This is a genomic window from Hyphomonas oceanitis SCH89 (assembly GCF_000685295.1).
Lineage (GTDB): Bacteria > Pseudomonadota > Alphaproteobacteria > Caulobacterales > Hyphomonadaceae > Hyphomonas > Hyphomonas oceanitis.
Genome location: NZ_ARYL01000006.1, coordinates 24,555 through 50,654 on the forward strand (window position 1 = coordinate 24,555; position 26,100 = coordinate 50,654).

Consider the following 26,100-nt stretch of genomic DNA (forward strand, 5'->3'; position numbering starts at 1 on the left):
TGATTACGGGCGACTTCGACATGTTTGCTCCTTACGCCCGGCACTTGCAAATCTTATGGCACCCTGTCTGCCATAATGTGCGCGGGCCTGCAACGGTCGGCCGAAAACTTCTGGACATCAAGCGATAAAAAGGCCGCGCTGCGACTGATGCGGGTGCCACTCTCGACGAAATGAAAGGGTCTCTTGCCCAGTGCGCGTGCAACCAGCCCGGACGTGCCGGATTGAGTTCTTGCCGCATGGACATGACCGGGCGGCTATGGTCAAAGGCGACAACGGCAATTCCGGCTCGGCCGGCAGATGAGAAGCGTGACATGACCAAGGGTTTGGTGACGGTATTCGGTGGCTCGGGCTTTATCGGGCGTTATGCGGCGCGGACGCTCGTGGAAAAGGGCTACCGGGTCCGGGTGGCCTGCCGCCATATGAACACGGCGCAGGATGTGCGCCTTGCCGGCGCGCCCGGCTGGATCGACCTTTGCCAGGCCAATATTCGCAACAGGGCCTCAATCGAGCGCGCGCTGGACGGTGCTGTCGCCGTGGTGAACCTTGTCGGCATCCTGTTCGAAGGCGGGCCGCAGAGCTTTGAATCCGCGCAGCGCGATGGCGCGGCCCTGCTGGCTGAAGTCGCCGCAGAAAAAGGCATCAGGACTTTCGTGCAGGTCTCGGCCATCGGCGCAGACGTAGAGTCCAAGTCAGACTATGCGCGCACCAAGGCTGAGGCTGAGGATGCGGTTCGCGAAGCCCTGCCATCCGCCACGATTCTTCGCCCGTCTGTCGTGTTTGGTCCGGAAGACGGCTTCCTCAACAAGTTTGCCCAGATGACCCGCTTCTCGCCTGCGCTGCCTGCCATCGGTGGCGGCAAGACGCGGGTTCAACCCATCTACGCTGGCGACGTCGCCGAAGCGATTGCGCTGGCGGTTGATTCTGAAGGCGCCGCTGGGAACACGTATGAGCTAGGTGGTCCACGCGCCTACACGTTCAACGAGATCTACGACATTGTCCTGAAACTGGTTGATCGTCGCCGTTTCAAGATTTCGCTGCCTTTCTTCCTCGCACGTCCGCTCGGCTATATTGCCGGGGCTGTCTGGCGCTACATCCCGCCTTTCTCGTGGGGAATGCTGGGCGAGCCGTTGATCACGGGCGATCAGGTCGAATTGCTAAAGACGGATAATGTCGTGGCGGAGGGCGCGCTGACGGCGGCGGACCTCGGTCTCACGCACCTTGAATCGGTTGAATCGATTGCGCCGACCTATCTCTGGCGCTTCCGGCCCTATGGCGAGTTCAGCAAGCCCGCGGACGCCTGAGCAGGCGGCGCCATAGCGCGTCTAACCTGAATGTAATCCGAACAAAAATGCCCGCAAAATGCCCGATAGACGCCGTCATGCGTGCCGTATTGCTGCGCGACATGAGGGTCTCCGCACGCGTCTGGGGACGCACGATGCAGGAGGGATGGCACGCGGCAGGGGGATCCACCACTGGGCTGCGTGTTGTCTTGCGCGGAATGTAAAAAAAGCCGCCCCAACATACATTATGCAGGGGCGGCCTCTGTCGGCAATGTGAGGGAAGCTGGCCTAGATGGCCTTGTCTTTCGCTTCAAGTTTCTTGATCTCGGCATTCACCGACACCTGAAGCTTCTTGATCAGCGCCGCTGATTCAGGCGTCAGATCTGTCTTGGCGGTTTTGGCGAGTTCGTCGCGGATGTATTCTTCACCGCGTAGCACTTCCTCAATCGCAACTTCGGAGTCGTTGTCGACCGCTGTGCGAAGCGCGGTGAATGTGCGGTGGCCGGTGCCGAGGGCTTCACCTATCGTTGCCGGGTCGCCACCGAGGGCGATGACGCGATCCTGGATGACTTCGCGCTCGCCATTGCGATAGTCGTGCAGCTCGAGCAGCATTTCTTTCAGGCCATTGTTTTTGTCCGGAATATCGGCAGCCTGCTTATAGAGTGCAGCCGCGTCTATATAGATGGATGTGAGCTTGTTCAGTTCGTTGACTTCGGTCTTCAGGTATGGCGCTTCGGCCGTGCTTTCCGATGCCATGGCTTTTTCTGAATTGGTGAGGCCGGCATTGGCGCATGCGCCGAGGGCCAGCGGAGCAGCAATGGCTGTAAGGGCATAAATATGGAGTCTCATGGGGTTTCCTTTCCGGAAGTGTCTGGTGCGTGACTAATCCGCGCCAGGCCGAAAGGTTGCGGTGGCGGCTGCTGGCGGCCGCCTTATCCCGGGTTTGCTAGAACAGTCCGATGGCTGGAGACATGAGGATAAGTGCAATGCCGAGCGCGAAGCGATAAAGCACGAAGGGCAGGAAGCTCATGCGCTGGAGAATGGCCATGAGGGCGGCAATCGAAGCGAGGCCGGTTATAAAGGCGACACCCGCGACGATCATGCCGTCCTGCAGCGTTACGACGCCGCCAGCAGGCTCTCCCATCAGGCCGAGTGCGCCGTAGAGTCCTGCAGCCGCCAGGATCGGCGCGCCGATGAGCATGGCAAATCGCGCCGCCTCGGAACGCTCATAGCCGAGCGCGCGGGCGGCCGTCATGGTGATACCGGAGCGGCTGGTGCCGGGGATGATGGCGGCGACGGCCTGCGTTGCGCCGATAAGGAAGGCGTGAAGGAGGGTCATGTCCTCTTCCTTGCGCTCGCGCCCGCCTTTCACATCCGCCCACCATAGGAGGGCGCCGAATATGATGGTGGCGCCAGCGACGGTCGCCGGGCCGCGCAGGGTTGCCTGCAGATCTTCGGGAAGGAGCTTCTCGTATCCAGCAGCAACGGCCAGCGCGACAGGCGTCGCCACGATAATGCAAAGCGCAAGACGGGCACCTTTTGATAGCGGCTTGCGGGTGACGGGCGCTGCGACCAGTTCGAACCCGCCCACGATGGCGCCGGCGACATCCTTGCGGAAATAGAGAAGCATGGCGGCAAGCGTGCCGAGATTGGAGACGGCATTGATCAGGAGCTCGTCATGGCCTTCGAGGCCGAAATAGCCTGATGCCAACAGGACATGCGCTGAAGAGGAGATCGGCAGCCATTCCGTGAAGCCCTGGAGCGTCGCGATAATGATGAGCTGGAGCAGGGACATGACGGCCTCTTCACATGGTGCGGCCCCGGACCGGCCAGCATGGCTTTCCTCATCTAGCGCAGTTTTTTAAGAACGGCACCCTTTTGATAGATATATCATATCAATATTTAAAGGTCAGAATGGGATCTGCAAACGATCCACATTGAATTGGAAATCGGCTATAAAATATCATAACGATACGTAATAATGGAATTCCTGCTTGTGGTGCCTGTCCTCATCATTGTAGATGACCGGACGGATTAGTGGGAGGTCTGCATGGCCGAGAAAATGCTGCAGTTTACCAAGGTCGAGCGGTCCATGCCGGCCAAGCGCGCCGCGGATGCGCGCGCGACGGACTTCGAAGAGATCTATTCGGAGTTCAGCCTCAAGGCAGCTGGCGCGCAGGCGGCGCGGTGTTCGCAGTGCGGCGTGCCGTTCTGCCAGCAGGGTTGCCCGCTTTCCAACAATATTCCCGACTGGCTGAAATTGTCCGCTGAAGGGCGCCTTGAAGAAGCCTGGGAAGTGTCTTCGGCGACCAATAACATGCCGGAAATATGCGGCCGCATCTGCCCGCAGGACCGTCTTTGCGAGGGCATCTGCACCATTGAGCAATCGGGCCATGGCACCGTGACAATCGGGTCAGTGGAAAAATTCATCACCGACACGGCCTGGGAAAAAGGCTGGGTGAAGCCCATCGTGCCGCCACGCGAGCGCGCGCAGTCTGCCGGCATTATCGGCGCAGGCCCCGGTGGCCTTGCAGCGGCTGAGCAGCTGCGCCGCAAGGGCTACCAGGTCACTGTATATGATGCCTATGATCGTGGGGGCGGACTGCTGGTTTACGGTATTCCGGGCTTCAAGCTTGAAAAGCCGGTTGTTGCGCGCCGGATCAAGCATCTGGAAGACAGCGGCATTGCGTTCAAGTTCAACACGCGCGTGGGCCAGGATGTGACGCTTCAGGAATTGCGCAAGACGCATGACACGCTGCTGATTGCGACAGGCGTTTATCAAGCCAAGGATCTGAAATGCCCCGGCGTTGGGGCCAGCGGCGTCTATGCCGCGCTGGACTACCTGACCGCTTCCAATCGCAAGAGCTTTGGCGACGCAGTCGAAGAATTTGATGACGGCACGTTGAATGCTGATGGCAAGCGCGTTGTCGTGATTGGCGGTGGGGACACGGCCATGGACTGCGTGCGCACGGCGATCCGGCAGGGCGCCAAGTCGGTGACCTGTCTTTATCGGCGTGACCGTGCCAACATGCCAGGCAGCCAGCGCGAAGTTGCGAATGCCGAAGAAGAAGGCGTCGTGTTCGAGTGGCTTGCTTCACCGGAAGCCATCCTCGACACCAAGGCCGGCAAGGTGAAAGCCGTGCGCGCTGCGAAGATGAAGCTTGGCGAGGCGGATGCATCCGGTCGCCAGAGCCCGGTCAAGACGGGCGAGACGATGGACGTTAAAGCCGACATGGTGATCAAGGCGCTGGGCTTTGACCCCGAAGACCTGCCCGTCCTGTTCGGCGAGCCTGCGCTGACCGTGAACCGCTGGGGCGCTGTTCGCGTCGACTATGCGACCATGGAGACCAGCCTCTCGGGCGTCTATGCGGCGGGAGATATCGTCCGCGGTGCGTCACTCGTGGTATGGGCCATCAAGGATGGGCGCGATGCGGCCGAGGCAATGCACAAGGCAATGAAGGCGGCCGATAAGGCCGCGAAAGTGGCGGCGGAGTAAGACGACATGTCAGATTATGTGAAACAGTACGAAGCGAACCGCCAGAAACTGATCGACGGACACGCCTATGACCCGGCGGACGAGCATGATGCCTGCGGCGTAGGCCTCGTCGCTGCGCTGGATGGTAAGCCTCGGCGCGAGATCGTCGAAATGGGCATCATGGCGCTCAAGAACGTCTGGCACCGGGGCGCAGTCGATGCTGACGGCAAGACGGGCGATGGCGCGGGCATCCGTGTGGCCGTGCCGCAGGACTTTTTCCGCGAGCATGTGACGCGCACCGGCCACACGCCGACGGATGACCCGATATGCGTCGGCCAGATTTTCCTGCCGCGCACGGATTTTGCAGCGCAGGAAGCTGCGCGCACAATCGTCGAAACCGAAGTGCTACATTTCGGCTTCTATATCTATGGCTGGCGCCAGCCACCTGTCGATGTATCCGTAATTGGCCAGAAGGCGAAAGACACGCGCCCAGCCATCGAACAGATCATGTTCCGCGATGCGCAGGGTCGTACGCCGGAAGACCTTGAGCGCGCCCTCTATATCTGCCGCCGCCGCATCGAGCGCCGCGCGCGCGAAATGGCCATTCCCGGCTTCTATGTCTGCTCGCTCAGCCATGCTTCCCTGATCTACAAGGGCATGTTCCTCGCGCAGGACATCGACAATTTCTATCTCGACCTGCGTGACCCGCGTTTCGTTTCGAACTTCGCGATCTATCACCAGCGCTATTCGACGAACACGTTCCCGCAATGGTCCCTTGCCCAGCCTTTCCGGATGATCGCGCACAATGGCGAGATCAATACGCTGCGCGGCAACAAGAACTGGATGAAGAGCCACGAGATCCGCATGGTCTCGGAAGATTTCGGCGACTATGTCGATGACGTGAAGCCTGTCATTCCGGATGGCTCGTCTGATTCGGGCGCGCTGGATTCCGTGTTCGAACTGCTCTGCAAATCCGGTCGCGCTGCGCCGATGGCCAAGGCAATGTTGATTCCGGAAGCCTGGTCGAAGCGGGATTCCGTCATGCCGACGGCGCACCGCGCGCTTTATGACTATTGCAACTCTGTCATGGAGCCGTGGGACGGCCCGGCCGGCATCGCGGCCTATGATGGTCGCTGGGCGATTGCGGGCCTCGATCGAAACGGCCTTCGTCCGCTCCGCTATGCGCTGACCACGGACGGGATTCTCGCTGTCGGTTCGGAAGCGGGCATGTGTCCTCTGGGCGACCATGAAGTGGCGCGTCGCGGGTCTATCCCGGCCGGTGGGATGATCGCGGCCGACCTCAAGACGGGTAAATTCTACGAGCACCGTGAGCTGATCGACTTCCTCGCGGCGCAAAACCCGTATGAGGAGTGGCTGTCCAGCGTGACGGAGCTTGAGCCCGAAATCGGGCCGGGGCCGGAGCCGAAACTGTACAACAAAGAAGAGCTGCTGCGTCGTCAGACGGCTGCGGGCTATTCCCTTGAAACACTGGAGCTGATCCTCTCCCCAATGGCCGAGTCCGCGAAAGAGGCGCTCGGATCCATGGGCGATGATACAGCGCCTGCGGTTCTCTCCTTCTCCTACCGTCCGATGAGCCATTTCTTCCGGCAGAATTTCAGCCAGGTGACTAACCCGCCGGTGGACCCCCTGCGCGAAGCGCGGGTGATGAGTCTCAAGACCCGGTTCAAGAACCTCGGCAACGTGCTGGACACGGACAAGTCCCAGCAGGAAGTTTTCGTGCTCGAAAGCCCGGTCCTGACAACGGGCATGTATGAGCGCCTGATTGACCGGCTGGGCGTCGGCATGGCCGAAATAGACTGCACCTTTGATGAAGCCGACGCGTCTTCTGATGGTGCGGCGCTCAAGGATGCGCTCAGCCGTATCAGGCGTGAGGCTGAAGAAGCCGTTCGCGAAGGCCGCGAGCATATCGTCCTGACGGACCAGTACCAGTCGGCCAGCAAGATCGCGATCCCCATGATCCTTGCGACGGGCGCGGTTCACTCACATCTCGTGGCTCAAGGCCTGCGTACATTCTGCTCCATCACGGTGCGATCTGCGGAATGTCTCGACACACACTATTTTGCCGTTCTCGTCGGCGTCGGCGCAACCTGCGTCAACGCTTACCTTGCGCAGGACGTGATTGCAGACCGCCACGCGCGCGGCCTGTTTGATGACATGGCGCTCAATGAGTGCGTCAAGAACTATAAGGAAGCCATCGAGGCGGGCCTGCTCAAGATCATCTCCAAGATGGGTATCTCGGTCATTTCCTCCTATCGCGGCGGATACAATTTCGAGGCACTTGGACTCTCTCGTGCGCTTGTCGCGGATTACTTCCCCGGCATGAACAGCCGCATCTCGGGCCTTGGCCTTGCGGGGCTTGAAGAGAATGCGCTGGCGCGCCATGAAGCCGCATTCGACGAGGACGTTGTTTCACTGCCTGTCGGCGGCTTCTATCGTCTGCGCGCGAAGGAAGAGCCACATGCGCTGGACGGCAACCTGATCCATACGCTGCAGGCTGCCTGTAATCGCGGTGACTACTCCATCTATCGTAAATATGTCGAAGCGGTGCATGCACGCGACCCTATCCAGCTGCGTGACTTGCTGGACTTCAAGGCGGCGGGCGAAGCTGTGCCGCTGTCGCAGGTCCAATCGATCAACGAGATTCGTAAACGCTTCGTCACGCCAGGCATGTCGCTCGGGGCGCTCAGCCCCGAAGCGCATGGCACCCTGAACATCGCCATGAACCGGATTGGTGCGAAGTCGGTTTCCGGTGAGGGCGGCGAGGATCGTGCGCGCTATCGGCCGCTGCCGAATGGCGACAACATGAACTCGGCCGTGAAGCAGATTGCCTCCGGGCGCTTCGGCGTGACGGCGGAATACCTCAACCAATGCCGCGAGATCGAAATCAAAATTGCTCAGGGCGCCAAGCCCGGCGAGGGCGGGCAGCTGCCGGGTTTCAAGGTGACGGAATTCATTGCCAAGCTGCGCCATGCGACGCCGGGCGTGATGCTGATCTCGCCGCCGCCGCACCATGACATCTATTCTATCGAGGATCTGGCGCAGCTGATCTACGACCTGAAGCAGATCAACCCGGATTGCCGGGTTGCTGTGAAGCTTGTCGCCCAGTCGGGCGTTGGCACCGTGGCCGCTGGTGTGGCCAAGGCCAAGGCGGACATCATCCTGATTGCCGGCGGTGTCGGCGGGACGGGTGCGAGCCCGCAGACCTCAATCAAATATGCCGGCCTTCCCTGGGAACTGGGGCTTGCTGAAGCGCACCAGATCCTGTCGCTCAACAATCTGCGCGACAAGGTTACTTTGCGGACTGATGGTGGCCTGCGGACCGGGCGCGATATCGTCATCGCGGCAATGCTCGGCGCTGAAGAGTATGGCATCGGCACGGCCAGCCTTGTGGCCATGGGCTGTATCATGGTGCGTCAGTGCCATTCTAACACCTGCCCAGTCGGCGTCTGCGTTCAGGACGAGGCGCTTCGCGCGCACTTCACAGGTTCGCCGGAGAAGGTCGTCAACCTGATGAGCTTTATCGCAGAAGACGTGCGTGAAGTGCTCGCCTCGCTCGGCCTGAAGTCGCTCGACGAGGCGATCGGTCGGACAGACCTGCTCGTGCAGGTCAGCCGCGGCGCATCGCATCTTGATGACCTCGACCTCAACCCGCTGCTGGTCCAGGTCGATACCGATCATCCGGTTGTCTACCAGCCGACACGGCGCGAGGAAGTACCTGATTCGCTCGACGTTCAAATCCTGCGGGATGCCGAGCCGTTCTTCGAGCGCGGCGAGAAGATGCAGCTGGAATATAATGTCCAGAACACGATGCGGGCCATCGGCGCGCGGTCGAGTTCCGCGATCACGCGCAAGTTCGGCATGAGCGCGCTGCCGGAAGGCCGCCTTCATATCCGGCTTGAGGGATCGGCCGGTCAGTCGCTCGGCGCATTCGCCGTGCAGGGCCTGCTGCTGGAAGTCATCGGGGATTCCAATGACTATGTCGGCAAGGGCCTGTCGGGGGCAACGATTGTTGTTGCGCCGAAACCGCGCGAGCGGCGCTCGGCTTCGGGGGATGCGATCGTCGGCAATACCTGCCTCTATGGCGCCACGGCGGGCAAACTATTCGCGGCCGGCACGGCAGGCGTGCGGTTTGCCGTTCGTAACTCGGGCGCCAGGACGGTGGTTGAAGGCTGCGGAGCGAATGGCTGCGAATACATGACCGGTGGCCGCGCGGCGATCCTCGGGCCTGTGGGTGACAATTTCGGTGCCGGCATGACCGGCGGTGCGGCCTTTATCTGGGATCCGGAAAACCGGTTCGAGCGTGTTGCCAACCCGGACTCCATTGACTGGTATCCGCTGGCCGACATGCCGACCGAGCATATCGAGCAATGCCATGCCTTGATCCAGGAACATGCTGACCGGACAGGCTCCGTCCGAGCTGTGGAGCTTCTGTCGGAATGGGAAGCTTCGCTTGGGCAGATCCTGATGGTCGTGCCGAAGGAGATTGCGCACCTCCTGCTGCCAAAGGACAAGCCCAAGGCAAAGAAGAAAGTGGCCGAAAAAGCCTGATGCAAAATCGACCGGGCCTCATTCTGTGCGCTTGCTCAGGATGAGGCCCGGTCTGTTTGTCAGGACTTCTTGCGGCGGATGCGTGGCCAGATCAGTTTCAGCCAGAGCCACAGGAAGACGCCAATCAGGATCAGCCATGGCAGGCCGACGGCGAACGCCGTGATCACGGCGGCCAGCGCGCTCGACAGGTTGTAGAAGAAGCCGCCGAACGCATCACCGAGCGGGCTGAGGGCGCTGCTGGAGACCGGGTTGCGCTTGGTCTCGTAGCTGACCGCGAGCTGGCTCATGTTCACGCGCTGCATCAGCGCCTTCATGGATGACTTCAGCGAGTCGATCTCGCCATTCACGCGGGCGAGTTCACGTTCGGTGTCGAGCAGTTCGCCGAGGTCACCGGGGCGGTTCTCCAGCAGGTCTTCGATCCGCTTCTGCAGGGCTTCCTGGGCATGCAGGCGGGCATTGGTGTCGATGATGGTGACGGTCAGGTCTTCCGCCGTTGTCTGGCGGGTGGTGACTTCGCCCTTGGCCGCATCGGCTTCAGCCTCGACTCCGTTCAGAAAGGTCTCGATCCAGTCCGGCGTGGCGCGCAGGTTCAGTGAGCCGGAGGATTCGTCTTCCGACCAGGCGTTCAGGTAGGAATTGGTGACGATACACTTGTCCGGCCCGGCCTTGTTGCAGGCGGCAATATGGCCCTGCATGACGGGCTCAATGGCATTGACCGGCAGGCGCAGGCCGAGGGAGTGGGAGTAGGCGATATATTGCTGCACGGCGGCATCGACCGGGGTGCCGCCGCCTGCGGCTTCTTCCATCGGGGCGGCTTCATAGTTTTGCTGGCTCATCATGGCTGTTGGAGCTGGCGGTGGCGGCGCCATGGCGCTTCGGTCGGCGCTGCCCTGGCCACCGCAGGCGGCGAGCGCGATGGCGGCTATGGCTAGCAGGCTGGTATGTGTCTTCATTGTCTTTGTCCCTCCAAAGATCGGTCACAGCCATCATGAAACCCGAATAAAGGCAATATGAGGCTCCAATTGTGCGCGGCTTCAGGCGGGTGAGACATCGGCGCGTGATACATATGGGAGGTGATATGATAACGCGGTTCATGAACCTGATTTGCTGGCGCCCATGAAACCGAAAATTCTCACCACGTTGAAAACCTATTCCTGGCCGCTCTTCTGGGCGGATCTTATGGCGGGCTTTACCGTGGCCATGGTTGCCCTGCCGCTCAGCCTTGCGATTGCCATTGCCTCGGGCGCTGACCCGGCCAAAGGCATTGTCACGGCGATTGTGGGCGGTTTCATGATCTCGCTGCTGGGCGGAAGCCGGGTTCAGATTGGTGGGCCGACCGGCGCGTTCATTGTTGTCGTGTTCGGCGTGATCGCCCAGCATGGCTATGACGGACTGGTGATTGCGACCTTCATGGCGGGTGTCATTCTTGTTGTGGCCGGGCTGCTGAAAGTGGGTAACCTGATCAGCTACGTGCCCGAAGCCGTGGTGAATGGTTTCACGATTGGCATTGCGATCATCATTGCGACGAGCCAGGTGAAAGACCTCCTGGGCCTGTCGATGGAAGCGTTGCCGGCAGACTTCCTTGAGAAGGTGCCGGCTCTCTGGGAGGCGCGGGGAACGCTGGGGCTGGCGGCGCTCGGCATTGGGCTGGGGACCATGGTGATGATTGTCGGGTTCCGTAAATTGGCGCCGAAGGCGCCGGGGCTGATCGTTGCTGTGGCGATCACCTCAACCGTGGCGGCGCTGATGGTGTTGCCGGTCGACACGATCCAGTCGCGCTTTGGCGACTTGCCACGCTTCCTGCCGATGCCTGCGATGCCGGACTTTTCTGTGGACCGCATTGTCGAATTGCTGCCGTCGGCTTTCGTGATAGCTTTCCTCGCGGGCGTTGAGTCTCTGCTGTCAGCCATGGTGGCCGACCGGATGAGCGGCGGGCATCACAGGCCGAATGCCGAGGTGCTGGCGCAGGGGTTTGCGAATATGGGCTCGTCCCTGTTTGGCGGGCTGCCCGCGACAGGCGCGATTGCCCGGACGGCGACAAATGTGCGCGCCGGGGGCAAGACGCCGGTCGCGGGGATCGTGCATGCGGCGACAATCCTGATTGCCATGATGGTGGCCGCGCCGCTGGCGGGTTATCTCGCCATGCCGGCTTTGGCGGGCCTTCTGATCCTGACGGCCTGGAACATGAGCGAGCCGCACAAATGGAAATCTTACCTCTCAGCACCGATGGCGGACCGGTTGTTATTGTTGCTCACTTTAGTCCTGACTGTGGTGACGGACCTGACGATTGCGATCGGGGTGGGCGTTTCGGTGGGACTGGCGCTGCGGTTGAGGCGCCGGAATGTGCCGCCTGCGGACTGGGAGACGCCGGAGCGTTAGGGCTGGTGCGCCTGCGACGCCTGCGAGGGCGCTTGGGGTGTGTTTTGAGTTTTCTGAGGAGGGATTCCGGGTCAGGTGTCTGGAATAGGTCCAACATATCCGTATTCCCGGCGAAGGCCGGGATCTCTTGCAGTTTGTTCGGAAGCCATCGCCTGAGGCCCCGGCGTTCGCCGGGGACACGGATGTGGGGTGTGGTTAATTTCACCTGTCAGCGCCGTGTTGAAACTGTGGGATAGCGGGACCGGAACCCATGGGTGTTTCGGCGTCGCGCACATGTCATCGGACAGGCGGGTGAGGTCGACGCGGCCATGTTTGGTGACAGCCCAGTGCATCTCGGATTCAGGGCCGCAATTGGCGTAGAACCATGCCTGCAGGCGGCGGATCTGGACGTAGATCAGCGGCCAGATCGGTACGAGGTACCAAGGCAGGCCCTGCATGGGGCGGAAGAGGCTGAAGTCTGGCATCGGCGTTGATTATACGCCGGGGTCGATTGGGGTTGGATAAGTCCCTCACCTCCCACGCCCTGCGGGCGCGGGCCCCTCCTCTCCCAAGGGGAGAGGGGTTGACGGCCGTGAACCACTTAACCCCTCTCCATTTGGGAGGTGAGAGGCTAAGGCCGGTAGCCGTGCCTGTATTCGCCGGGTTCCATGATGCGGGCGGCGTGGTGGATGAAGTCGACGAGGAGCGGGCGGGTGTCGCGCGGGTCGATGATTTCTTCGGCGAGGAAGCTCTCGGCAGTGCGGAAGGGCGAGCGGATGGCTTCAAACTTCTTGTAGAGCGCGGCTTTCAATTCGTCCGGGTTTTCGGCTTCGGCAAGTTCCTTGCGGAAGGCCGCCTCAATGCCGCCCGCCATGGGCAGGCTGCCCCAGTCGCCGCTTGGCCAGCAATAGCGCCACTTGGTTTTTGACTGGTTCATCATGGCGGAGCCGGCGAGGCCATAGGCCTTGCGGATGACGACGGAGCAGACGGGCACGCTGGCCTGATAGATGGCGGTCATCGCGCGCACACCGGCGCGGGTGACGCCAGCGGTCTCGGCTTTCACGCCCACGGCAAAGCCCGGGCAGTCGACGAAGTGAATGACTGGCAGGTGGAACATGGAGCATAGGTCCATGTGGCGGGTGACCTTGTCGCAGACATCCGCGGTCCATGCCCCATCAAGGAAGAAAGGATCGCCCGCGAGAATGCCGACCGCGTGGCCGTCGATGCGGGCGAGGCCGCAGACCATGCCCCGGCCCCAGTCATGGCCGATCTCGAAGAAGCTGTGACGGTCGACGGTGGCTTCGATGATCTTGCGCGGCTTGTACGGGGTCTTGCCGTCGGTGGGGACGATGGAAAGGAGGAAGTCTTCCTTGCGCTTCGGGTCATCGCGGGGCGCCGTGCGTTCGGGCAGGTCGTGGACCGAGGGCGGCAGGTAGGACAGGAAACGGCGGGCGGCCTCGAAAGCGTCGGCTTCCGTATCGACCACATTGTCGACCGTGCCGTTCTGGCCCTGGATCTTCCAGCCGCCAAGTTCTTCCTTGGTGACGTTCTCGCCAAGGGCGATCGCGACGGGTGGACCGGCGACGAAAACTTGCGAGAGTTCTTTCACCATGACCGAGAAATGGCTGGCGGCCACACGGCCCGCGCCCATGCCGGCGCAGGGGCCTAGGGCGAGCGAGACGAAAGGCACCTGCGTCATGCCATGAACGATCTCGTTCCAGCCGGGTGTTTCCGGGATGTACGTGCGCGGGTCTTTCTCGAGGCTCTTGACCGAGCCGCCGCCACCCGTGCCGTCGATCATCTGGACGAGGGGCATGCGATATTCGGTCGCCATCTTGATGGACTGGACCATCTTCTGCCAGATCGCGGCATCGGAGGCGCCGCCGCGCACGGTGAAATCATCGGCGAGGATGACGGCGGGATCGCCATTGAGCGTGGCGCGGCCGGTGACGGAGGTGGAAGGCGTGAAGGCCTCCAGTTCGTCGTCCGGGCCATAGGTGGCCTTGCCCGCGATCTTGCCCACTTCGTGGAAGCTGCCGGGGTCGACGAGGAAAGCGACGCGCTCGCGCACTGTCAGCTTGCCGCGCCCGCGCTGGCGTTCGACCGGCTCTTCGCCGCCCATCTTTTCCGACAGGCGCTCACGCCGACGGAGTTCCTCAATTGATTTTTCCCAACTCATGCCTTCATCAATCGGCGCTGAGAGGGGGATTGGTCAAGCCATTCCGGAGTCGCAGATCGCTTGCCGCTAGGTCAGCAAGATTCCGTATTGACTCGCAAACCGACCAGTTGGTATGTTTTAGATCAGGAGACAGACTGTATGGCCCCAAGGCAATCCCCCGCGAAAGAGAAGCTGATCGGCGCCGCCGTCAAAGTGGTGCGGGAGAAGGGATTCAATGCGACGTCCGTGGACGATCTCTGCCGCGAGGCGGGCGTGACCAAGGGCGCCTTCTTCCACCACTTCCCGACCAAGGTGGACCTTGGCATTGCGGCGGCAGGGGCGTGGAAACTTCACGCGAACGAGCTGTTCGGGACCGCGCCCTATATGGCGCATGAAGATCCCCTGGACCGGATCCTCGGCTATCTGGCGTTTCGGCGCGATATGCTGGATGGGCCGATCGCCGAATTCACCTGCCTTGTCGGCACGATGGTGCAGGAATCCTATGACAGCCAGCCGTCGCTGCGCGCGGCGTGCCAGGATTCCATCTGGGACCATGCGCTGACGCTGGTTGATGATATTGAGGCGGCTCGCAAGCGCCATGGCGTGACCGGCGACTGGACCGCCGAGAGCCTCGCGCTGCACACGCAGGCCGTGCTGCAGGGCGCCTTCATTCTCGCAAAGGCGGCGGATGATCCGCAGGCCGCGCGCGACACTGCCGACCATCTGATCCGTTATGTGCGGATGCTGTTCAACCTGCCTGTAATACGTTCTGAAGGAGAACATCATGGCTGACCCGACTGCGCTTGAAACCCCACATGAGTTTGATCTTGTCCTTGAGCGGACCATCTCCGCGCCCGCAGATACGCTCTATCGCTGCTATACCGAGCCGGAATTGGTCTGCCAGTGGTTCTGCCCGAAACCGTGGAACGTGACGGAAGCGAAGCTGGACCTGCGGCCGGGCGGCGCCAGTTATCACCGGATGGAGGGGCCGGACGGCGAGGTGAACCATGTCCATGGGCAATACCTGGAGGTCGTGCCCGGCCGTCGCCTTGTCGGCACGGATGCCTATGTGGGCGACTGGGTTCCTGCCGAGAATTCCCCGTTCATGACCAGTATCATCACCTTCAGGGATCTCGGCGACGGCACCACGCTCTATCGCGCGGTGGCCCGGCACTGGTCGGAAGAGGCGATGAAGGGGCATGAGGCGATGGGATTTCACGAAGGCTGGGGCAAGGCGGCTGACCAGCTGGAGGCGCTGGCCAAGAGCCTTCCGCCCGAGCCTGTCCGCGTCCGCCCCGCCAATCCGGGGGATGCGCACGAGGTTGTGCCGCACCTTGTCTGCAGGGGCGCAGCTGAGGCCATCGCCTTCTACAAGCAGGCCTTCGATGCCGAGGAGATGATCCGTCTGCCGGGGCCGGATGGTCGCCTTGCCCATGCCTCCGTGAAGATCAATACGGGCATGGTGATGCTGGTCGACGAGTTCCCCGACATGGAGGTGAAGAGCCCCGAGACGCTGGGCGGCACGGCGGTAACACTGCATCTGGCCGTCACCGATGCGCAGGGCGTGTTCGACAAGGCAGTGGCTGCCGGCGCCAAGCCCCTGATGCCGGTCGCGCGCCAGTTCTGGGGCGATCTCTACGGCATGGTCGAAGATCCGTTCGGGCACAAATGGTCCATTGCGACACCGGGTGAGAATGCGCCCCGCACGACCGAGGCCCTGCAGGACGCCATGATGGCGGATGCGGCGAGCTGACGGAGAGGGGAGAGACCGATGCCAGACCTGAAACTCTATTATTCGCCGAACCTGAACCCGCGCGTTGCCGTGGCCGTTGCGCGCCATCTGGACTCGCCGGTCGCGTATATCGCGGCGTCGCCCATGCACCCTGATCACCGGCGTGCGTTCAAGGCAATCAATCCGAACACGCTGGTGCCTGTTCTGGTCGAGAACGGCAAATCCCTGTGGGAGACCGATGCAATCGCGTGCCGGCTGTCGCAGATCGCGGGATCAGACTTCTGGCCGACCGATGAGAGAATGTCGGAGGTGCAGATGTGGGTCAGCTGGAGCAATCTCCACCTGACCCGTCCGGCAGGCACGTTCTATTTTGAGCGGCTGATACGGCCACAGTTCTCGGATGTGCCGGAGGATCCGAAGGTCATGAAGAATGACATGGTTGCGTTTCGCAACTCGGCGGGCATTCTCGACGGGCTGCTTGCCGATCGCGAATGGCTGGTGGCGGATCGCCTCTCCTATGCTGACTTCCGCACGGCGACGTGCCTGCCCTTTGCCGAAGGCGCGGGTCTTCCGCTTCACGATTTTCCCAATGTCGCGCGCTGGCATGACCAGCTTCTTGCGATCGATGCATGGCGTGACCCGTTTGCGGGCATTGCGGAGACCAGTATGGAAAGAAGGGCCTAAGCATGACCGAGCTTCCCATTGTCAGGCCCTTCCTCTGGTATGACAGCAACGCGCTGGAAGCGGCAGAATACTATGTCTCGGTGATACCGGATTCGCGGATCGTCGATGTGATGCGGCAGGACGGAGCCGTGCTGCTGGTGACGTTTGAAATCGGGGGCGTCCTCTTTACGGCCATGAATGGCGGGCCGGGTCACCCGCATACGGATGCTTTCTCGATTTCCGTGACCTGCAAGGATCAGGTGGAAGTGGACCGGATTTGGTCGGCGCTGACGGATGGCGGCAGCGAGGTCGCATGTGGATGGTTGAAGGACCGCTTTGGCCTCAGCTGGCAGGTCGTTCCAAAAAAGTTCTACGAACTGATGAGCGCCGGGACGCCGGAACAGTCGCAGCGTGTGATGCAGGCGATGATGAATATGGTAAAATTTGATGTGGCGGCGCTGGAAGCCGCCTTTGAAGGGTGAGAAAGGAAAATCGCAATGACCTATGTCATGGGATTCGTGATTGCCGTGCCGACGGAGAACAAGGAGGCCTATCGCGAGATGGCCGAAGCGGCAGCGGTCGTGTTCAAGAAGCATGGCGCACTCAGCGTCGTCGAAGCCTGGGGCGCGGATGTGCCGGAAGGCAAGCTGACAAGTTTCCCGATGGCGGTGAAGCTGGAACCCGGCGAGACGGTGGTTTTTTCGTGGATTGTCTGGCCCTCCAAAGAGGTCCTCGAGACCGGCAACATGGCTGCCATGAATGAATTTGAGGAGACCGGCCTCATGGCGTCTCACCTGTTCGATGGCAAACGCATGATTTTCGGTGGCTTCGAGACGATTGTTGAGGCCTGAATTGGCCCTGGAATTGGTATTGCGGCGAGGCTGAACGATTCCCCTCGGCTTCAATCTTTACTTGCTTTCCCCTATGTCCCTCTGCTTTATCCCTTACAAGACCCATTCCAAGGAGGACCCCGTTATGGATCTCGCAGAACTCACAACCAAGGCTTCATCCGCTGTCGAGCCAGGCGGCGATTTTACCAAAAAGGTGAAGTTCGACTTTGGCGATGCTGGCAAGCTGTTCATCGACGGCGCTGCGGGCAAGGTCGACAATTCCGACAGCCCGGCCGATGCCACAATCAAGGTTGACTGGAACGACTTCCAGAAAATCTCCGGCGGCCAGATGGACCCGACCATGGCCTTCATGCAGGGCAAGCTGAAAGTTGAAGGCGACATGTCTGTCGCCATGCAGCTGCAGAGCCTGATGAAGAAGTTCTCGTAGAATCCGCGACGGCTTTCCAGACAAAAGGAGCCGCCCCGGGGAAACCTGCGGGCGGCTTTTTTGATGCCATGACAGACACGCCTCCTCCTGACGCCGTCCAGCGCAATGACTTTGTGACCATACCGGACAATCCCGCGCCCGACGGCGCGGAGATCATCTGGTTCAAGGGCAGCGGCGGGCGTTCGCTGCGCGCCTGTATCGCGCCGGCCCTGACCTACCAGAATCCGCGCGGCACCGTGATCGTGTGCCCCGGGCGGACCGAATTCATCGAGAAATATTTCGAGGTGGGGCGCGAGCTGCAGGCCATGGGCTTTGCCGTGCTGATCATCGACTGGCCGGGGCAGGGCTTGTCCGAGCGCCTGCTGGACGACACGAAAAAGGGCCATATTGACCGTTTCGAGACCTTTATGGGCGCCCTCGCGAAGGGGCTGGAGAAGCTGGATGACCGGCTACCGCGCCCTTACGTGTCGCTGGCCCATTCCATGGGCGGCGCAATTGCGCTGGCGGCGATTGCGCAAGGACTGGTCAAGGTGGATGCGGCCGCCTTCTGCGCGCCGATGTGGGGCCTCAAATCCAAGTTCTTCGGCATGAGCTATCTCGTCTGGGCCATGCGGGCGACGGGCCGGTCGGGCAATTATGCGCAGCAGCCAGGACCGGCCGAGACATTCGAGACCAATATCGTGACGCATGACAAGCGCCGCTGGCAGATGCAGCGGGACCTGTGCGACGCTGCGCCGGAACTTGAGCTTGGGCCGGTGACCTGGGGCTGGCTCGATGCTTCGCTGAATATCCTGTCCACGTTCGGCAAAGCGAAAGCGCTGAACGCGGTGACGATCCCGGTCTTCGTGGCGTCGGCGGCAGAGGAAAAGCTTGTCGACAATGCCTCGCATACGGCGGTCTGCGCGCGCCTGCCTGATTGCGAGCATGTGACGGTCGACGGCGCGCTGCATGAAATCCTGATGGAAACAGATGAGCGCCGGGCGGAGTTCTGGGAAGGGTTCCAGCGTCTGCTCCAGCGGGCCGGCATCTGAGTTCTGCTGGCCTGAGCAGGGCGAAGGGGGTAAGCTGGCATTCCTGACAGGGAGTGGGACGCTATGGCCGACAAGACGCTCGTGGAATTCGTCAAGGAGAGCCTGCAGCAGGGACAATCGCGCGAGGCCATTCATGGCGCGCTGACGCAGGCTGGTTGGAAGAACGGCGAGGTGGATGCCGCGCTGGCTGTCTATTCGGATGTCACCTTTCCCGTCGCCGTGCCCCGTCCGCAGCCTTATCTCTCGGCGAGGCAGGCCTTTCTCTATCTGCTTTTCTTCATCCTGCTGGGCATCGTCTCGTTCAGCCTTGGCTCGCTGCTGTTTGCGCTGATCGATTATGCCTTTCCCGACAAGGTGGAATCAGGCGGTTATGCCGTTCATTTCCGCGATGCGCAGGTGCGCAGCGGCATCTCTGGTGTGCTGGTCGCAACGCCCATCTTCCTCTGGCTCGGTTACATCTTGCGCGGGGCGCGAGAGCGCAGTCCGGAACTGCAACGCTCCCGCATCCGCAAATGGCTTACCTATCTCAGTCTCGTGATCGCTGGCTGTACGCTCGTGGGGGATGCGACATCGCTGGTCTACAATTTCCTCGGCGGTGACCTGACGGTGCGGTTCGTGCTGAAGTCGCTCGTCGTGGGCGTGATTGCCGGGGCGATCTTCACCTATTTCATCAGTGATGCGGAAAAGGGGGACCAGGCCGATGTGGACGCCGCGTAGCGCAGGAGACTGGCTGGCCGTGGCGCTGGCCGGTGTGGCATCGGCGAGCGTTATCGCTGGCTTGGTCATTATTGGCGGGCCGAGCAAGGCGCGCGACATCCAGCGGGATGATATGCGCCTGCAGGCGGTCGTTTCAACAGCGGAAGCGCTGAACTGCTACAGCCGGGGCATTGGGCCATTGCCGGGGGATATGCAGGTTGCGCGTCGGGCCATTGCGGAGCCTGGTTCGCCTGCGCGACTGGCCCAAGGCTGCAGCAATGTGGACTGGAAGGATGACCCGATCAGCGGTGAGCCTTTTGAGATCCGTCCAGTGGACACAAAGCAAGCCGAGATCTGCGCCGTGTTCGCGCGGCCTGGAGATGGCGACGCGCAAAGCTATTATTACGGATACGGCGCGGCCTATATCAACGCCGAGACGACGCGCCCTGAGGCGGGACAGTTTTGCTACACCGTCAATCTCACTGCGGAACCCGGCTGATCTGCTTGACTTCCCTTACGTCGGCACCCGACTTCTGGAGCCAACAGGAGGAAACATAATGAAAGTTGCAGCCGTCAAAAAGCCCGGTGGTCCCGGAAATCTAGTCATTGAGGAACGCGCAGATCCGACGCCGGGCCGGGGCGAAATCCTCGTTCGCGTGAAGGCAAGCAGCCTGAACTATCACGACTTTGTCGTCGTGATGGGTGGCATCCCGACGCCGGACGGGCGCATCCCCATGTCGGATGGTGCATGCGAAGTCGTCGCTGTAGGCGAGGGCGTCAAGAAATTCAAAGTGGGTGATAAGGTGCTGAGCCTGTTCTTCCCGAACTGGGCCGCTGGGCCGCCTCAGATGGCGGGCTTTGCCAGCGTGCCGGGCGATGGCGCGGACGGCTTTGGCGCCGAAATGGTCGCTGCGCCGGAAACGGCCTTCACGCGCATGCCGGAAGGCTATTCCTTCGAAGAGGCCGCGACGCTTCCCTGCGCAGCGCTGACAGCCTGGCGGGCGCTGATGGTGGAAGCCAAGATCAAACCGGGCGACTGGGTGCTGACGCAAGGCACGGGCGGCGTCTCGATCTTTGCGCTTCAGTTTGCCAAGGCAGCGGGCGCGCGCGTGATAGCAACGTCATCATCCGACGAGAAGCTGAAGCGCCTGAAGGAACTCGGCGCCGATCACCTGATCAATTACAAGGACACCCCTGAATGGGGCAAGAAAGCCAAGGAACTGACAGGCGGTCGCGGCGTGGATGAAGTGGTCGAGATTGGCGGCCCGGGCACGCTCGCGCAGTCCATTGCGGCCAGCAAGATGGGCGGGCATATCTCGCTGATCGGCGTGCTGACGGGCGTCTCCGGCGAAGTGCCGACGGCGGCGCTGTTCTCGATGAACATAACGCTGTCAGGCATCACGGTCGGCTCGGCCAGCATGCAGGAAGACATGATCGCGGCCATTGAAGCCAATGGCATCAAGCCCGTGCTCGACCAGACCTTCCCACTCGACAAGATTGCCGATGCGTTCGGCCATCAGGCGTCGCAGAAGCATTTCGGCAAGATCATCGTCTCGATCTGATCGATCGGGGACTAGTGCCGGAAATGGCGCATGCCCGTAAAGACCATGGCAAGACCAGCTTCATCCGCGGCGGCGATAACCTCGTCGTCGCGGATCGAGCCGCCGGGCTGGATCACGGCCAGCGCGCCAGCTGACGCGGCCTGCAAGAGTCCATCCGGGAACGGGAAGAAGGCATCGGACGCGGCAACGCAGCCCTTCGTCTTCGGCTCGGACCAGCCAGCGACTTCGGCGGCATCCTCGGCCTTGCGTGCAGCGATGCGGGCCGAGTCGATCCGGCTCATCTGGCCAGCACCAACGCCGACAGTCGCGCCATCCTTCGCATAAACAATCGTATTCGACTTCACGTGCTTGGCGACGCGCCAGGCGAAGAGGAGGTCGTCCAGCTGTTGCTCTGTCGGGGCGATCTTTGTCACGACCTTGAGGTCAGCGCGGGTGATACGGCCGAAGTCACGGTCCTGCATCAGGAAACCGCCGGCGACGGTTTTGACGAAATGCCCCGGCGCAGCCGGATCAGGCAGGCCTTCCGTGATCAGGAGGCGGAGGTTTTTCTTCTTGGCGAAGATCGCTTCGGCGTCAGCGTCTGCGCCGGGCGCGATGACAACTTCGGTGAAGACCTGCGAAATCTCTTCGGCGGTCGGGCCATCAAGCGGGCGGTTGAGAGCGACGATGCCGCCGAAGGCGGATGTGGAATCGCAAGCCAGCGCCGCGCGATAGGCTTCGATAATTGTACCAGCCTGCGCAACGCCGCACGGATTGGCGTGCTTGATGATGGCAACGGCAGGTATCTCGGCGCCAAGTTCGCCAACCAGTTCATAGGCGGCGTCCGTGTCGTTGATATTGTTGTAGGAAAGTTCCTTGCCCTGCAACTGTTTTGCGGTGGCGACGCCGGGGCGAGCCTCTCCGCTGACATAGAAGGCGGCTTTCTGGTGGGGGTTTTCACCATAGCGCAGGGATTGCTGCAGCTTGCCGCCAATGGCGGCCCAGTCCGGCGCGGTGTCGCCCAGCTGACGGGCATACCAGCCGGAGATCGCGGCGTCATAGGCGGCAGTGCGGGCATAGGTCTTGGCGGCGAGCTTGCGGCAGAGCGAGACGGGCACGCTGCCGTCATTGGCTTCCATGTCGGCGATCACGGCGTCGACGTCGCCGCCATCGGTGCAGACGGCCACAAAGGCGCCGTTCTTGGCGGCGGCGCGCAGCATGGCGGGGCCACCGATGTCGATGTTCTCGATACAGGTTTCGAAGTCCGCACCGGAAGCGACGGTCGCTTCGAACGGGTAGAGGTTCACGTAAATGAGGTCGATCGCGCCGATGCCGTGGGTTTCGGCATCCTTCACATGGGAAGGATTGTCACGCAGGTAGAGCAGGCCGCCATGGACAGCGGGGTGGAGCGTCTTGACGCGGCCGTCCATCATTTCCGGAAAGCCGGTCAGGTCGGCGACGTCTTTTACCGGAAGGCCGGCATCCTTGAGCAGTTTCGATGTGCCGCCGGTGGAGACCAGTTCAACACCCATTGCGACCAGCTTGCGCGCCTGATCCACAAGGCCTGTCTTGTCGGAGACGGAGAGCAGGGCACGGCGAATACGCACGGGAGATCCGCTATGGGCGGCGTCGGTCATGGGGTCATCCTCTGGCGGGTGGCTGAATTACCGCGCGGGGTAGCACGAACGACCGGGGCGTCAAGCGCTCTGGCGCCGGTTCCGTTCAGCCCGGTTGGCGCCGTATTCAGGCACCAGCACACCCAACAGGCGAAGGGCTTCTGAGCGTTCGCGCCGGGCAGCGGCCTCGAGCAGCGCAGCGAGCTGTTTTTCAAACAGTTCCCCATGGCCATTAGGTGAGGCGACGCGATTGACGCCATCGACCTCAGTCGGCCTGATTTCCTCGTGGGAGTATGTCAGCGCCTCGTGCATCTTCTCGCCGTCGCGCAGGCCTGTCGTGACGATCTCGATGTCGACGCCCGGCACGAGGCCCTTGAGGCGGATCATGGTTTCGGCCAGTTGAAGGATCGCGATGGGCTCCCCCATGTCGAGCACGAAGAGGTCGGCGTCACCTTCATGGGCCTGCAGGGCGGCGGCTTGCAGGACGAGCGAGGAGGCTTCCTCGACGGTCATGAAATAGCGGGTGACGCCCGGATCGGTCAGCGTGACGGGGCCGCCAGCGGCGATCTGTCGCTCGAAAAGGGGCACGACCGAACCTGACGAGCCGAGCACATTGCCAAAGCGTACCATGGAGGCCGTCATCCTGGAATCGGCGGCAATACGGCTGACGGCAATCTCGGCAAGGCGTTTGGTAGCGCCCATGACATTGTCCGGGTCCACGGCCTTGTCGGTCGAGATGAAGACGAACCGGCGGGCGCCAACGGCAACAGCGGCGCGGGCCGCATTCACGGCGCCGCCGACATTCGTCAGGATCGCTTCGCAGAGATTGTGCTCCATGAGGGGCACGTGTTTCAGCGCGGCTGCATGGATCACAAGGTCAGGCTGCGCCCGCTGGAAGACATCCGTCAGGCGGCTGATGTCCCGCACATCGCCAAGGCGCGACATCGCCGGGACGTTTGGGGCATGGCTGCGAAGCGCCATGTCGATGCTGTAGAGATTGAATTCCGATGCGTCGATAATGGTCAAGGTGGCGGGCTTGAGCGCCGCTACCTGACGGGTCAGCTCGGACCCGATCGTGCCGCCGCCGCCTGTGACCAGTACGCTGGCACCGGTAATGATATTACGCCCTGGCTCGATATCCAGACGGCGCTCCGCGCGCGCAAGCAGGTCGGCCGGGTGCACCGGCTCAAGGATCTGCGCCGCCTCGTCACCGCTGAAGGCCATCACTTCAGCACCATGACTTGCGGCAATCTCGAGCACTTTGAGCATGCCCTTGCGCTCACGGGCCACGCCGGTCACAGCGAGCCAGGGCGTCTGGCCATAACGCACGCGGAGGATGTCGATGACGTTACCGAGGTCCTCAAGGCATCCCATGATTGGCACACCGCGAATGGCCCGGCCCGGGTCCGCGCCTTCCATCTCGACAACGCCAAGGACACGCACCTTTCGCGCCGGCCCTTGTCCCTGCAGGCGTCGCAGCACCGGCACGCAGCTGTCGGCGTCACCAACGAGCAGGACGGGCTGGCCAGTCTTGGAAACGGGGCTGAAAATCTGCAAGGGAGTATGGGTTGAGCGCGACAGGGCGATCATGCGCCCGGCAAACAGCAGGAGGGTCCAGAGCAGCGTTGCGACCAGCAAGGTTGCCCAGGGCGCGACGAGCCGTCCGTTCAGCACGAGCATGATCGGCAGGTAAAATAGCGTCGACAGGCCGATCGCCTGGACGATCATTACCGCGTCGGGCCAGCCCATATGCCGCCAGACCTGTTTCTGCACGCCGCGGACCAGGAATCCGATCAGCATGGCAAGCACGAACACGCTCGTGCTCAGAATGGCGGATTCCAGGGAATAGGCCCCGTCTACGGCGTCGGAGGACCAGACGAGGACAGAGGCTGCGACCATCGACAGGGCCGCCATGCTGCTGTCGAAACCAAGTGTCAGGAACATTGCCCGCCGGGCGGCACGTTGCGGGGTCATGCGACCTTCTCCTGCAGGAATGCCCAGCGGATGCAGTTGGGCGGTTCGCTACCATCGCTATTGGGGTCGGCATAGCCTGCCATGACGATCTGCTCAGGCTGTTCGACATTGCCGCGGGCTAGATAGACCGTGCGCTCAAGCCGCGTGCCCTCATGGCTCGTCTTGAATCGCCAGACCGAGCCATTGTCGCAGATGAGCCGAATGGCATCACGCCCCATCATGGCTGTCACCGTGGGGTGGAGATGGAAGCGAATTTCGAAATTGATGTATTTGGTGTCGTCAGACTTGGGTTGCGAGATCGGCCTCACGAGCGAGTCTTCTCCCGTCAGCCGGCTGCCATCGCCAGACATGAACAGGCGTCGCCTGTGCAGCAGGCCGCAGGCCGCCTTATAGCCGCCATGCTGGGCATCAAGCCAGATTTCGTCGGACTCTTCGAGCCGCTTGGCCGAAATGCCCTCCGGCCCCATCGCGGCAAGGAGGCGCGTCTCTTCATTGGTGACAAAGCTTGAGGAATCACGTCCCGCCAGCACGAGCGTCGAATGCGCGCCTGTGCGGCGCACGGCGGCCTGCCAGTCGACATTGACCTCGGCGCTGTAGCCGCAGGATGTGACAAGGCGGGCAGGGCCATCGGAAAGTTCAAAGCCAAGGGCGCCGGCATGGGCATAGTCGCCGAAGGGTGGAGGCGGTGCCTCGCCGCAATCGAGCACAAGGCGTAGCGATCCCTTCTGGAGTTTCTGGAAGCCGGACTTCGGCGCGAATGTGAAGCGACGTGGCGGCGTGCCAAGGCGGTCCAGCGCGGCTGCCACGACTTCCGGCCTTGCTTCATCGCCGTCATTGAACGGGTTCAGGGCGCCGTCTTCGGTCTGGAAGAAGGCCAGCATGGCCCCCATGCGGGCGATCCACTTGTCGAAATAGTCAGGCACAATATGCCCGGCGTTCTGCAGGACTTCCTGCAAGGCCAACAGGTTGAGCAGCGAGTTGAGCAGGCGCGCCGGGCTGCGGCTGACATGGCCGCCATCTGGCAGGATCTGAGCGGTGCACTCGCCGTCAAGGCGGGCCAGCGCCTCGTCCAACCGGTGCGCGCCATCAAGGCAGACAGCGCGGGCAACCATCAGGCATGAGCCCATCCAGCGTGTGCGCGGGTTGGTCGTCTGGTCGAGCGTTTCGGAAAGATAGCGCAACTGGCGCGTGAGGCATTCCATGCGCTCCGGCGGGCATCCCTCGGCGAAAAGGACCTCAGAACAGCGCATCCAGTTCCACAGGCGATGGGCTGTCGGCTCTGCGCGCCAGGCAAATCCATTGAATGTGCCGAACGACTCGATCCATGAATCGACGAACCCGGCGGCGCGCTCCTGTCCGGCGGTGCCCTGCGAGACAAGGTCGGACAGCCAGTCAAAGCGATGCAGCCTGTCAGCGAAATGGCGCGAAGGGAGGGGCACCGACCATGGCGGTTGTGCCCGTTCGAGGATCAGCCGCTCCATGCCGATCCGCCAGATATCGCGCATCAGCGCCTCGCCGCGCCAGGTATCGGCGGGAATCAGGTCTGGCAGGGCATGGGTAAATGTTTTCGGGACAGGGCCTGTGAGCTTCAGGCGCTGAAGAGCCCCTATCCGGGCATCTTCGCCTGCGATCCCTCTGAACCGGCGCCAAAGCGCAGCATCATCAGCGCTGGAGCGCGTTCGGTCGGCCCGGAATTCGCTGTCTCCACCACCCACGGCACGGCCCATCC

Annotated in this window: 22 protein-coding genes; 14 read left to right on the plus strand and 8 right to left on the minus strand. The window is 61.9% G+C overall.

The features are described from left to right. Positions 1-311: 311 nt before the first annotated feature. Positions 312-1,301: a complex I NDUFA9 subunit family protein gene (locus HOC_RS05570; protein ID WP_035536720.1), complete on the plus strand. Its 990-nt coding sequence runs from the start codon at positions 312-314 to the stop codon at positions 1,299-1,301. Between the two features lie 267 nt (positions 1,302-1,568). Here HOC_RS05570 and HOC_RS05575 read toward each other — a convergent pair whose 3' ends face one another. Next, positions 1,569-2,129, minus strand: coding sequence for a DUF2383 domain-containing protein (locus HOC_RS05575; RefSeq protein ID WP_035536598.1), 561 nt, complete (start codon positions 2,127-2,129; stop codon positions 1,569-1,571). A gap of 97 nt (positions 2,130-2,226) precedes the next feature. After that, positions 2,227-3,075, minus strand: coding sequence for an undecaprenyl-diphosphate phosphatase (locus tag HOC_RS05580; protein WP_035536600.1), 849 nt, complete (start codon positions 3,073-3,075; stop codon positions 2,227-2,229). A 255-nt stretch (positions 3,076-3,330) separates the two neighbouring features. Here HOC_RS05580 and HOC_RS05585 point away from each other — a divergent pair, with 255 nt between their 5' ends. Both HOC_RS05585 and gltB read left to right on the plus strand, forming a co-directional pair. Further along, positions 3,331-4,776 (plus strand): NAD(P)-dependent oxidoreductase, encoded by a 1,446-nt coding sequence (locus tag HOC_RS05585; protein ID WP_035536603.1) that lies wholly within the window; start codon positions 3,331-3,333, stop codon positions 4,774-4,776. 6 nt (positions 4,777-4,782) lie between these two features. Next, positions 4,783-9,324: a glutamate synthase large subunit gene (gltB, locus tag HOC_RS05590; RefSeq protein ID WP_035536606.1), complete on the plus strand. Its 4,542-nt coding sequence runs from the start codon at positions 4,783-4,785 to the stop codon at positions 9,322-9,324. Positions 9,325-9,383: 59 nt separating this feature from the next. On the opposite strand, the gene HOC_RS05595 is transcribed toward gltB, so the two are convergent. Beyond that, positions 9,384-10,193 (minus strand): DUF4349 domain-containing protein, encoded by an 810-nt coding sequence (locus HOC_RS05595; RefSeq protein WP_422120038.1) that lies wholly within the window; start codon positions 10,191-10,193, stop codon positions 9,384-9,386. A gap of 247 nt (positions 10,194-10,440) precedes the next feature. Here HOC_RS05595 and HOC_RS05600 point away from each other — a divergent pair, with 247 nt between their 5' ends. Next, positions 10,441-11,703: a SulP family inorganic anion transporter gene (locus HOC_RS05600; protein ID WP_035536722.1), complete on the plus strand. Its 1,263-nt coding sequence runs from the start codon at positions 10,441-10,443 to the stop codon at positions 11,701-11,703. A 71-nt stretch (positions 11,704-11,774) separates the two neighbouring features. On the opposite strand, the gene HOC_RS22095 is transcribed toward HOC_RS05600, so the two are convergent. Continuing rightward, a complete protein-coding gene (locus tag HOC_RS22095; protein ID WP_156950391.1) occupies positions 11,775-12,167 on the minus strand; it encodes a hypothetical protein in 393 nt (130 codons plus the stop codon). Between the two features lie 146 nt (positions 12,168-12,313). Next, the gene (locus HOC_RS05605) at positions 12,314-13,861 is read right to left on the minus strand and encodes an acyl-CoA carboxylase subunit beta (RefSeq protein ID WP_035536611.1); all 1,548 of its coding nucleotides are present in this window, start codon (positions 13,859-13,861) and stop codon (positions 12,314-12,316) included. A 138-nt stretch (positions 13,862-13,999) separates the two neighbouring features. On the opposite strand from HOC_RS05605, the gene HOC_RS05610 reads away from it, so the two are divergent. From HOC_RS05610 to HOC_RS05655, 10 genes are all read left to right on the plus strand, one after another. Further along, positions 14,000-14,632 carry a TetR/AcrR family transcriptional regulator gene (locus HOC_RS05610; RefSeq protein ID WP_035536613.1) on the plus strand — a complete coding sequence of 211 codons (633 nt, stop codon included), beginning with the start codon at positions 14,000-14,002 and terminating at the stop codon, positions 14,630-14,632. After that, entirely contained in the window at positions 14,625-15,593 is a 969-nt protein-coding gene (locus HOC_RS22645) for an SRPBCC domain-containing protein (RefSeq protein ID WP_241766912.1), read from the plus strand. The genes HOC_RS05610 and HOC_RS22645 overlap by 8 nt, the downstream gene beginning before the upstream one ends. Positions 15,594-15,611: 18 nt before the next feature. Then, positions 15,612-16,256: a glutathione S-transferase family protein gene (locus tag HOC_RS05620; RefSeq protein ID WP_206741539.1), complete on the plus strand. Its 645-nt coding sequence runs from the start codon at positions 15,612-15,614 to the stop codon at positions 16,254-16,256. Between the two features lie 2 nt (positions 16,257-16,258). Continuing rightward, complete coding sequence (locus HOC_RS05625) at positions 16,259-16,717, plus strand: VOC family protein (RefSeq protein ID WP_035536616.1); 459 nt, start codon at positions 16,259-16,261, stop codon at positions 16,715-16,717. 15 nt (positions 16,718-16,732) lie between these two features. Next, positions 16,733-17,086, plus strand: a complete 354-nt coding sequence (locus HOC_RS05630; protein WP_035536619.1) for a DUF1428 domain-containing protein — start codon at positions 16,733-16,735, stop codon at positions 17,084-17,086. Between the two features lie 124 nt (positions 17,087-17,210). Next, positions 17,211-17,513 carry an SCP2 sterol-binding domain-containing protein gene (locus HOC_RS05635; protein ID WP_035536622.1) on the plus strand — a complete coding sequence of 101 codons (303 nt, stop codon included), beginning with the start codon at positions 17,211-17,213 and terminating at the stop codon, positions 17,511-17,513. Between the two features lie 68 nt (positions 17,514-17,581). Beyond that, on the plus strand, positions 17,582-18,544 hold the full coding sequence (locus HOC_RS05640) for an alpha/beta fold hydrolase (protein ID WP_051624562.1): 963 nt from the start codon (positions 17,582-17,584) through the stop codon (positions 18,542-18,544). Between the two features lie 63 nt (positions 18,545-18,607). Then, positions 18,608-19,261 carry a DUF5671 domain-containing protein gene (locus tag HOC_RS05645; RefSeq protein ID WP_035536624.1) on the plus strand — a complete coding sequence of 218 codons (654 nt, stop codon included), beginning with the start codon at positions 18,608-18,610 and terminating at the stop codon, positions 19,259-19,261. Then, positions 19,245-19,739: a hypothetical protein gene (locus HOC_RS05650; RefSeq protein WP_035536627.1), complete on the plus strand. Its 495-nt coding sequence runs from the start codon at positions 19,245-19,247 to the stop codon at positions 19,737-19,739. Before HOC_RS05645 ends, HOC_RS05650 begins: the two co-directional genes overlap by 17 nt. A 58-nt stretch (positions 19,740-19,797) precedes the next feature. Then, a complete protein-coding gene (locus HOC_RS05655; RefSeq protein ID WP_035536631.1) occupies positions 19,798-20,802 on the plus strand; it encodes a zinc-dependent alcohol dehydrogenase family protein in 1,005 nt (334 codons plus the stop codon). An 11-nt stretch (positions 20,803-20,813) separates the two neighbouring features. Here HOC_RS05655 and purH read toward each other — a convergent pair whose 3' ends face one another. Genes purH through HOC_RS05670 form a run of 3 tightly spaced genes read right to left on the minus strand, consistent with a single transcriptional unit; the run spans position 20,814 to position 26,098 of the window. Continuing rightward, positions 20,814-22,418, minus strand: coding sequence for a bifunctional phosphoribosylaminoimidazolecarboxamide formyltransferase/IMP cyclohydrolase (purH, locus tag HOC_RS05660; protein WP_035536635.1), 1,605 nt, complete (start codon positions 22,416-22,418; stop codon positions 20,814-20,816). A 60-nt stretch (positions 22,419-22,478) separates the two neighbouring features. After that, positions 22,479-24,371 (minus strand): polysaccharide biosynthesis protein, encoded by a 1,893-nt coding sequence (locus HOC_RS05665; RefSeq protein WP_051624563.1) that lies wholly within the window; start codon positions 24,369-24,371, stop codon positions 22,479-22,481. Beyond that, positions 24,368-26,098, minus strand: coding sequence for a heparinase II/III family protein (locus HOC_RS05670; RefSeq protein ID WP_035536637.1), 1,731 nt, complete (start codon positions 26,096-26,098; stop codon positions 24,368-24,370). Before HOC_RS05670 ends, HOC_RS05665 begins: the two co-directional genes overlap by 4 nt. Positions 26,099-26,100: the final 2 nt, after the last annotated feature.

Coding starts and splice junctions, on each gene's coding strand:
- HOC_RS05570 (WP_035536720.1), top strand. CDS start 312: ATGACCAAGGGTTTGGTGACGGTATTCGGTGGCTCGGGCTTTATCGGG.
- HOC_RS05575 (WP_035536598.1), bottom strand. CDS start 2,129: ATGAGACTCCATATTTATGCCCTTACAGCCATTGCTGCTCCGCTGGCC.
- HOC_RS05580 (WP_035536600.1), bottom strand. CDS start 3,075: ATGTCCCTGCTCCAGCTCATCATTATCGCGACGCTCCAGGGCTTCACG.
- HOC_RS05585 (WP_035536603.1), top strand. CDS start 3,331: ATGGCCGAGAAAATGCTGCAGTTTACCAAGGTCGAGCGGTCCATGCCG.
- gltB (WP_035536606.1), top strand. CDS start 4,783: ATGTCAGATTATGTGAAACAGTACGAAGCGAACCGCCAGAAACTGATC.
- HOC_RS05595 (WP_422120038.1), bottom strand. CDS start 10,193: ATGGCGCCGCCACCGCCAGCTCCAACAGCCATGATGAGCCAGCAAAAC.
- HOC_RS05600 (WP_035536722.1), top strand. CDS start 10,441: ATGAAACCGAAAATTCTCACCACGTTGAAAACCTATTCCTGGCCGCTC.
- HOC_RS22095 (WP_156950391.1), bottom strand. CDS start 12,167: ATGCCAGACTTCAGCCTCTTCCGCCCCATGCAGGGCCTGCCTTGGTAC.
- HOC_RS05605 (WP_035536611.1), bottom strand. CDS start 13,861: ATGAGTTGGGAAAAATCAATTGAGGAACTCCGTCGGCGTGAGCGCCTG.
- HOC_RS05610 (WP_035536613.1), top strand. CDS start 14,000: ATGGCCCCAAGGCAATCCCCCGCGAAAGAGAAGCTGATCGGCGCCGCC.
- HOC_RS22645 (WP_241766912.1), top strand. CDS start 14,625: ATGGCTGACCCGACTGCGCTTGAAACCCCACATGAGTTTGATCTTGTC.
- HOC_RS05620 (WP_206741539.1), top strand. CDS start 15,612: ATGCCAGACCTGAAACTCTATTATTCGCCGAACCTGAACCCGCGCGTT.
- HOC_RS05625 (WP_035536616.1), top strand. CDS start 16,259: ATGACCGAGCTTCCCATTGTCAGGCCCTTCCTCTGGTATGACAGCAAC.
- HOC_RS05630 (WP_035536619.1), top strand. CDS start 16,733: ATGACCTATGTCATGGGATTCGTGATTGCCGTGCCGACGGAGAACAAG.
- HOC_RS05635 (WP_035536622.1), top strand. CDS start 17,211: ATGGATCTCGCAGAACTCACAACCAAGGCTTCATCCGCTGTCGAGCCA.
- HOC_RS05640 (WP_051624562.1), top strand. CDS start 17,582: ATGACAGACACGCCTCCTCCTGACGCCGTCCAGCGCAATGACTTTGTG.
- HOC_RS05645 (WP_035536624.1), top strand. CDS start 18,608: ATGGCCGACAAGACGCTCGTGGAATTCGTCAAGGAGAGCCTGCAGCAG.
- HOC_RS05650 (WP_035536627.1), top strand. CDS start 19,245: ATGTGGACGCCGCGTAGCGCAGGAGACTGGCTGGCCGTGGCGCTGGCC.
- HOC_RS05655 (WP_035536631.1), top strand. CDS start 19,798: ATGAAAGTTGCAGCCGTCAAAAAGCCCGGTGGTCCCGGAAATCTAGTC.
- purH (WP_035536635.1), bottom strand. CDS start 22,418: ATGACCGACGCCGCCCATAGCGGATCTCCCGTGCGTATTCGCCGTGCC.
- HOC_RS05665 (WP_051624563.1), bottom strand. CDS start 24,371: ATGACCCCGCAACGTGCCGCCCGGCGGGCAATGTTCCTGACACTTGGT.
- HOC_RS05670 (WP_035536637.1), bottom strand. CDS start 26,098: ATGGGCCGTGCCGTGGGTGGTGGAGACAGCGAATTCCGGGCCGACCGA.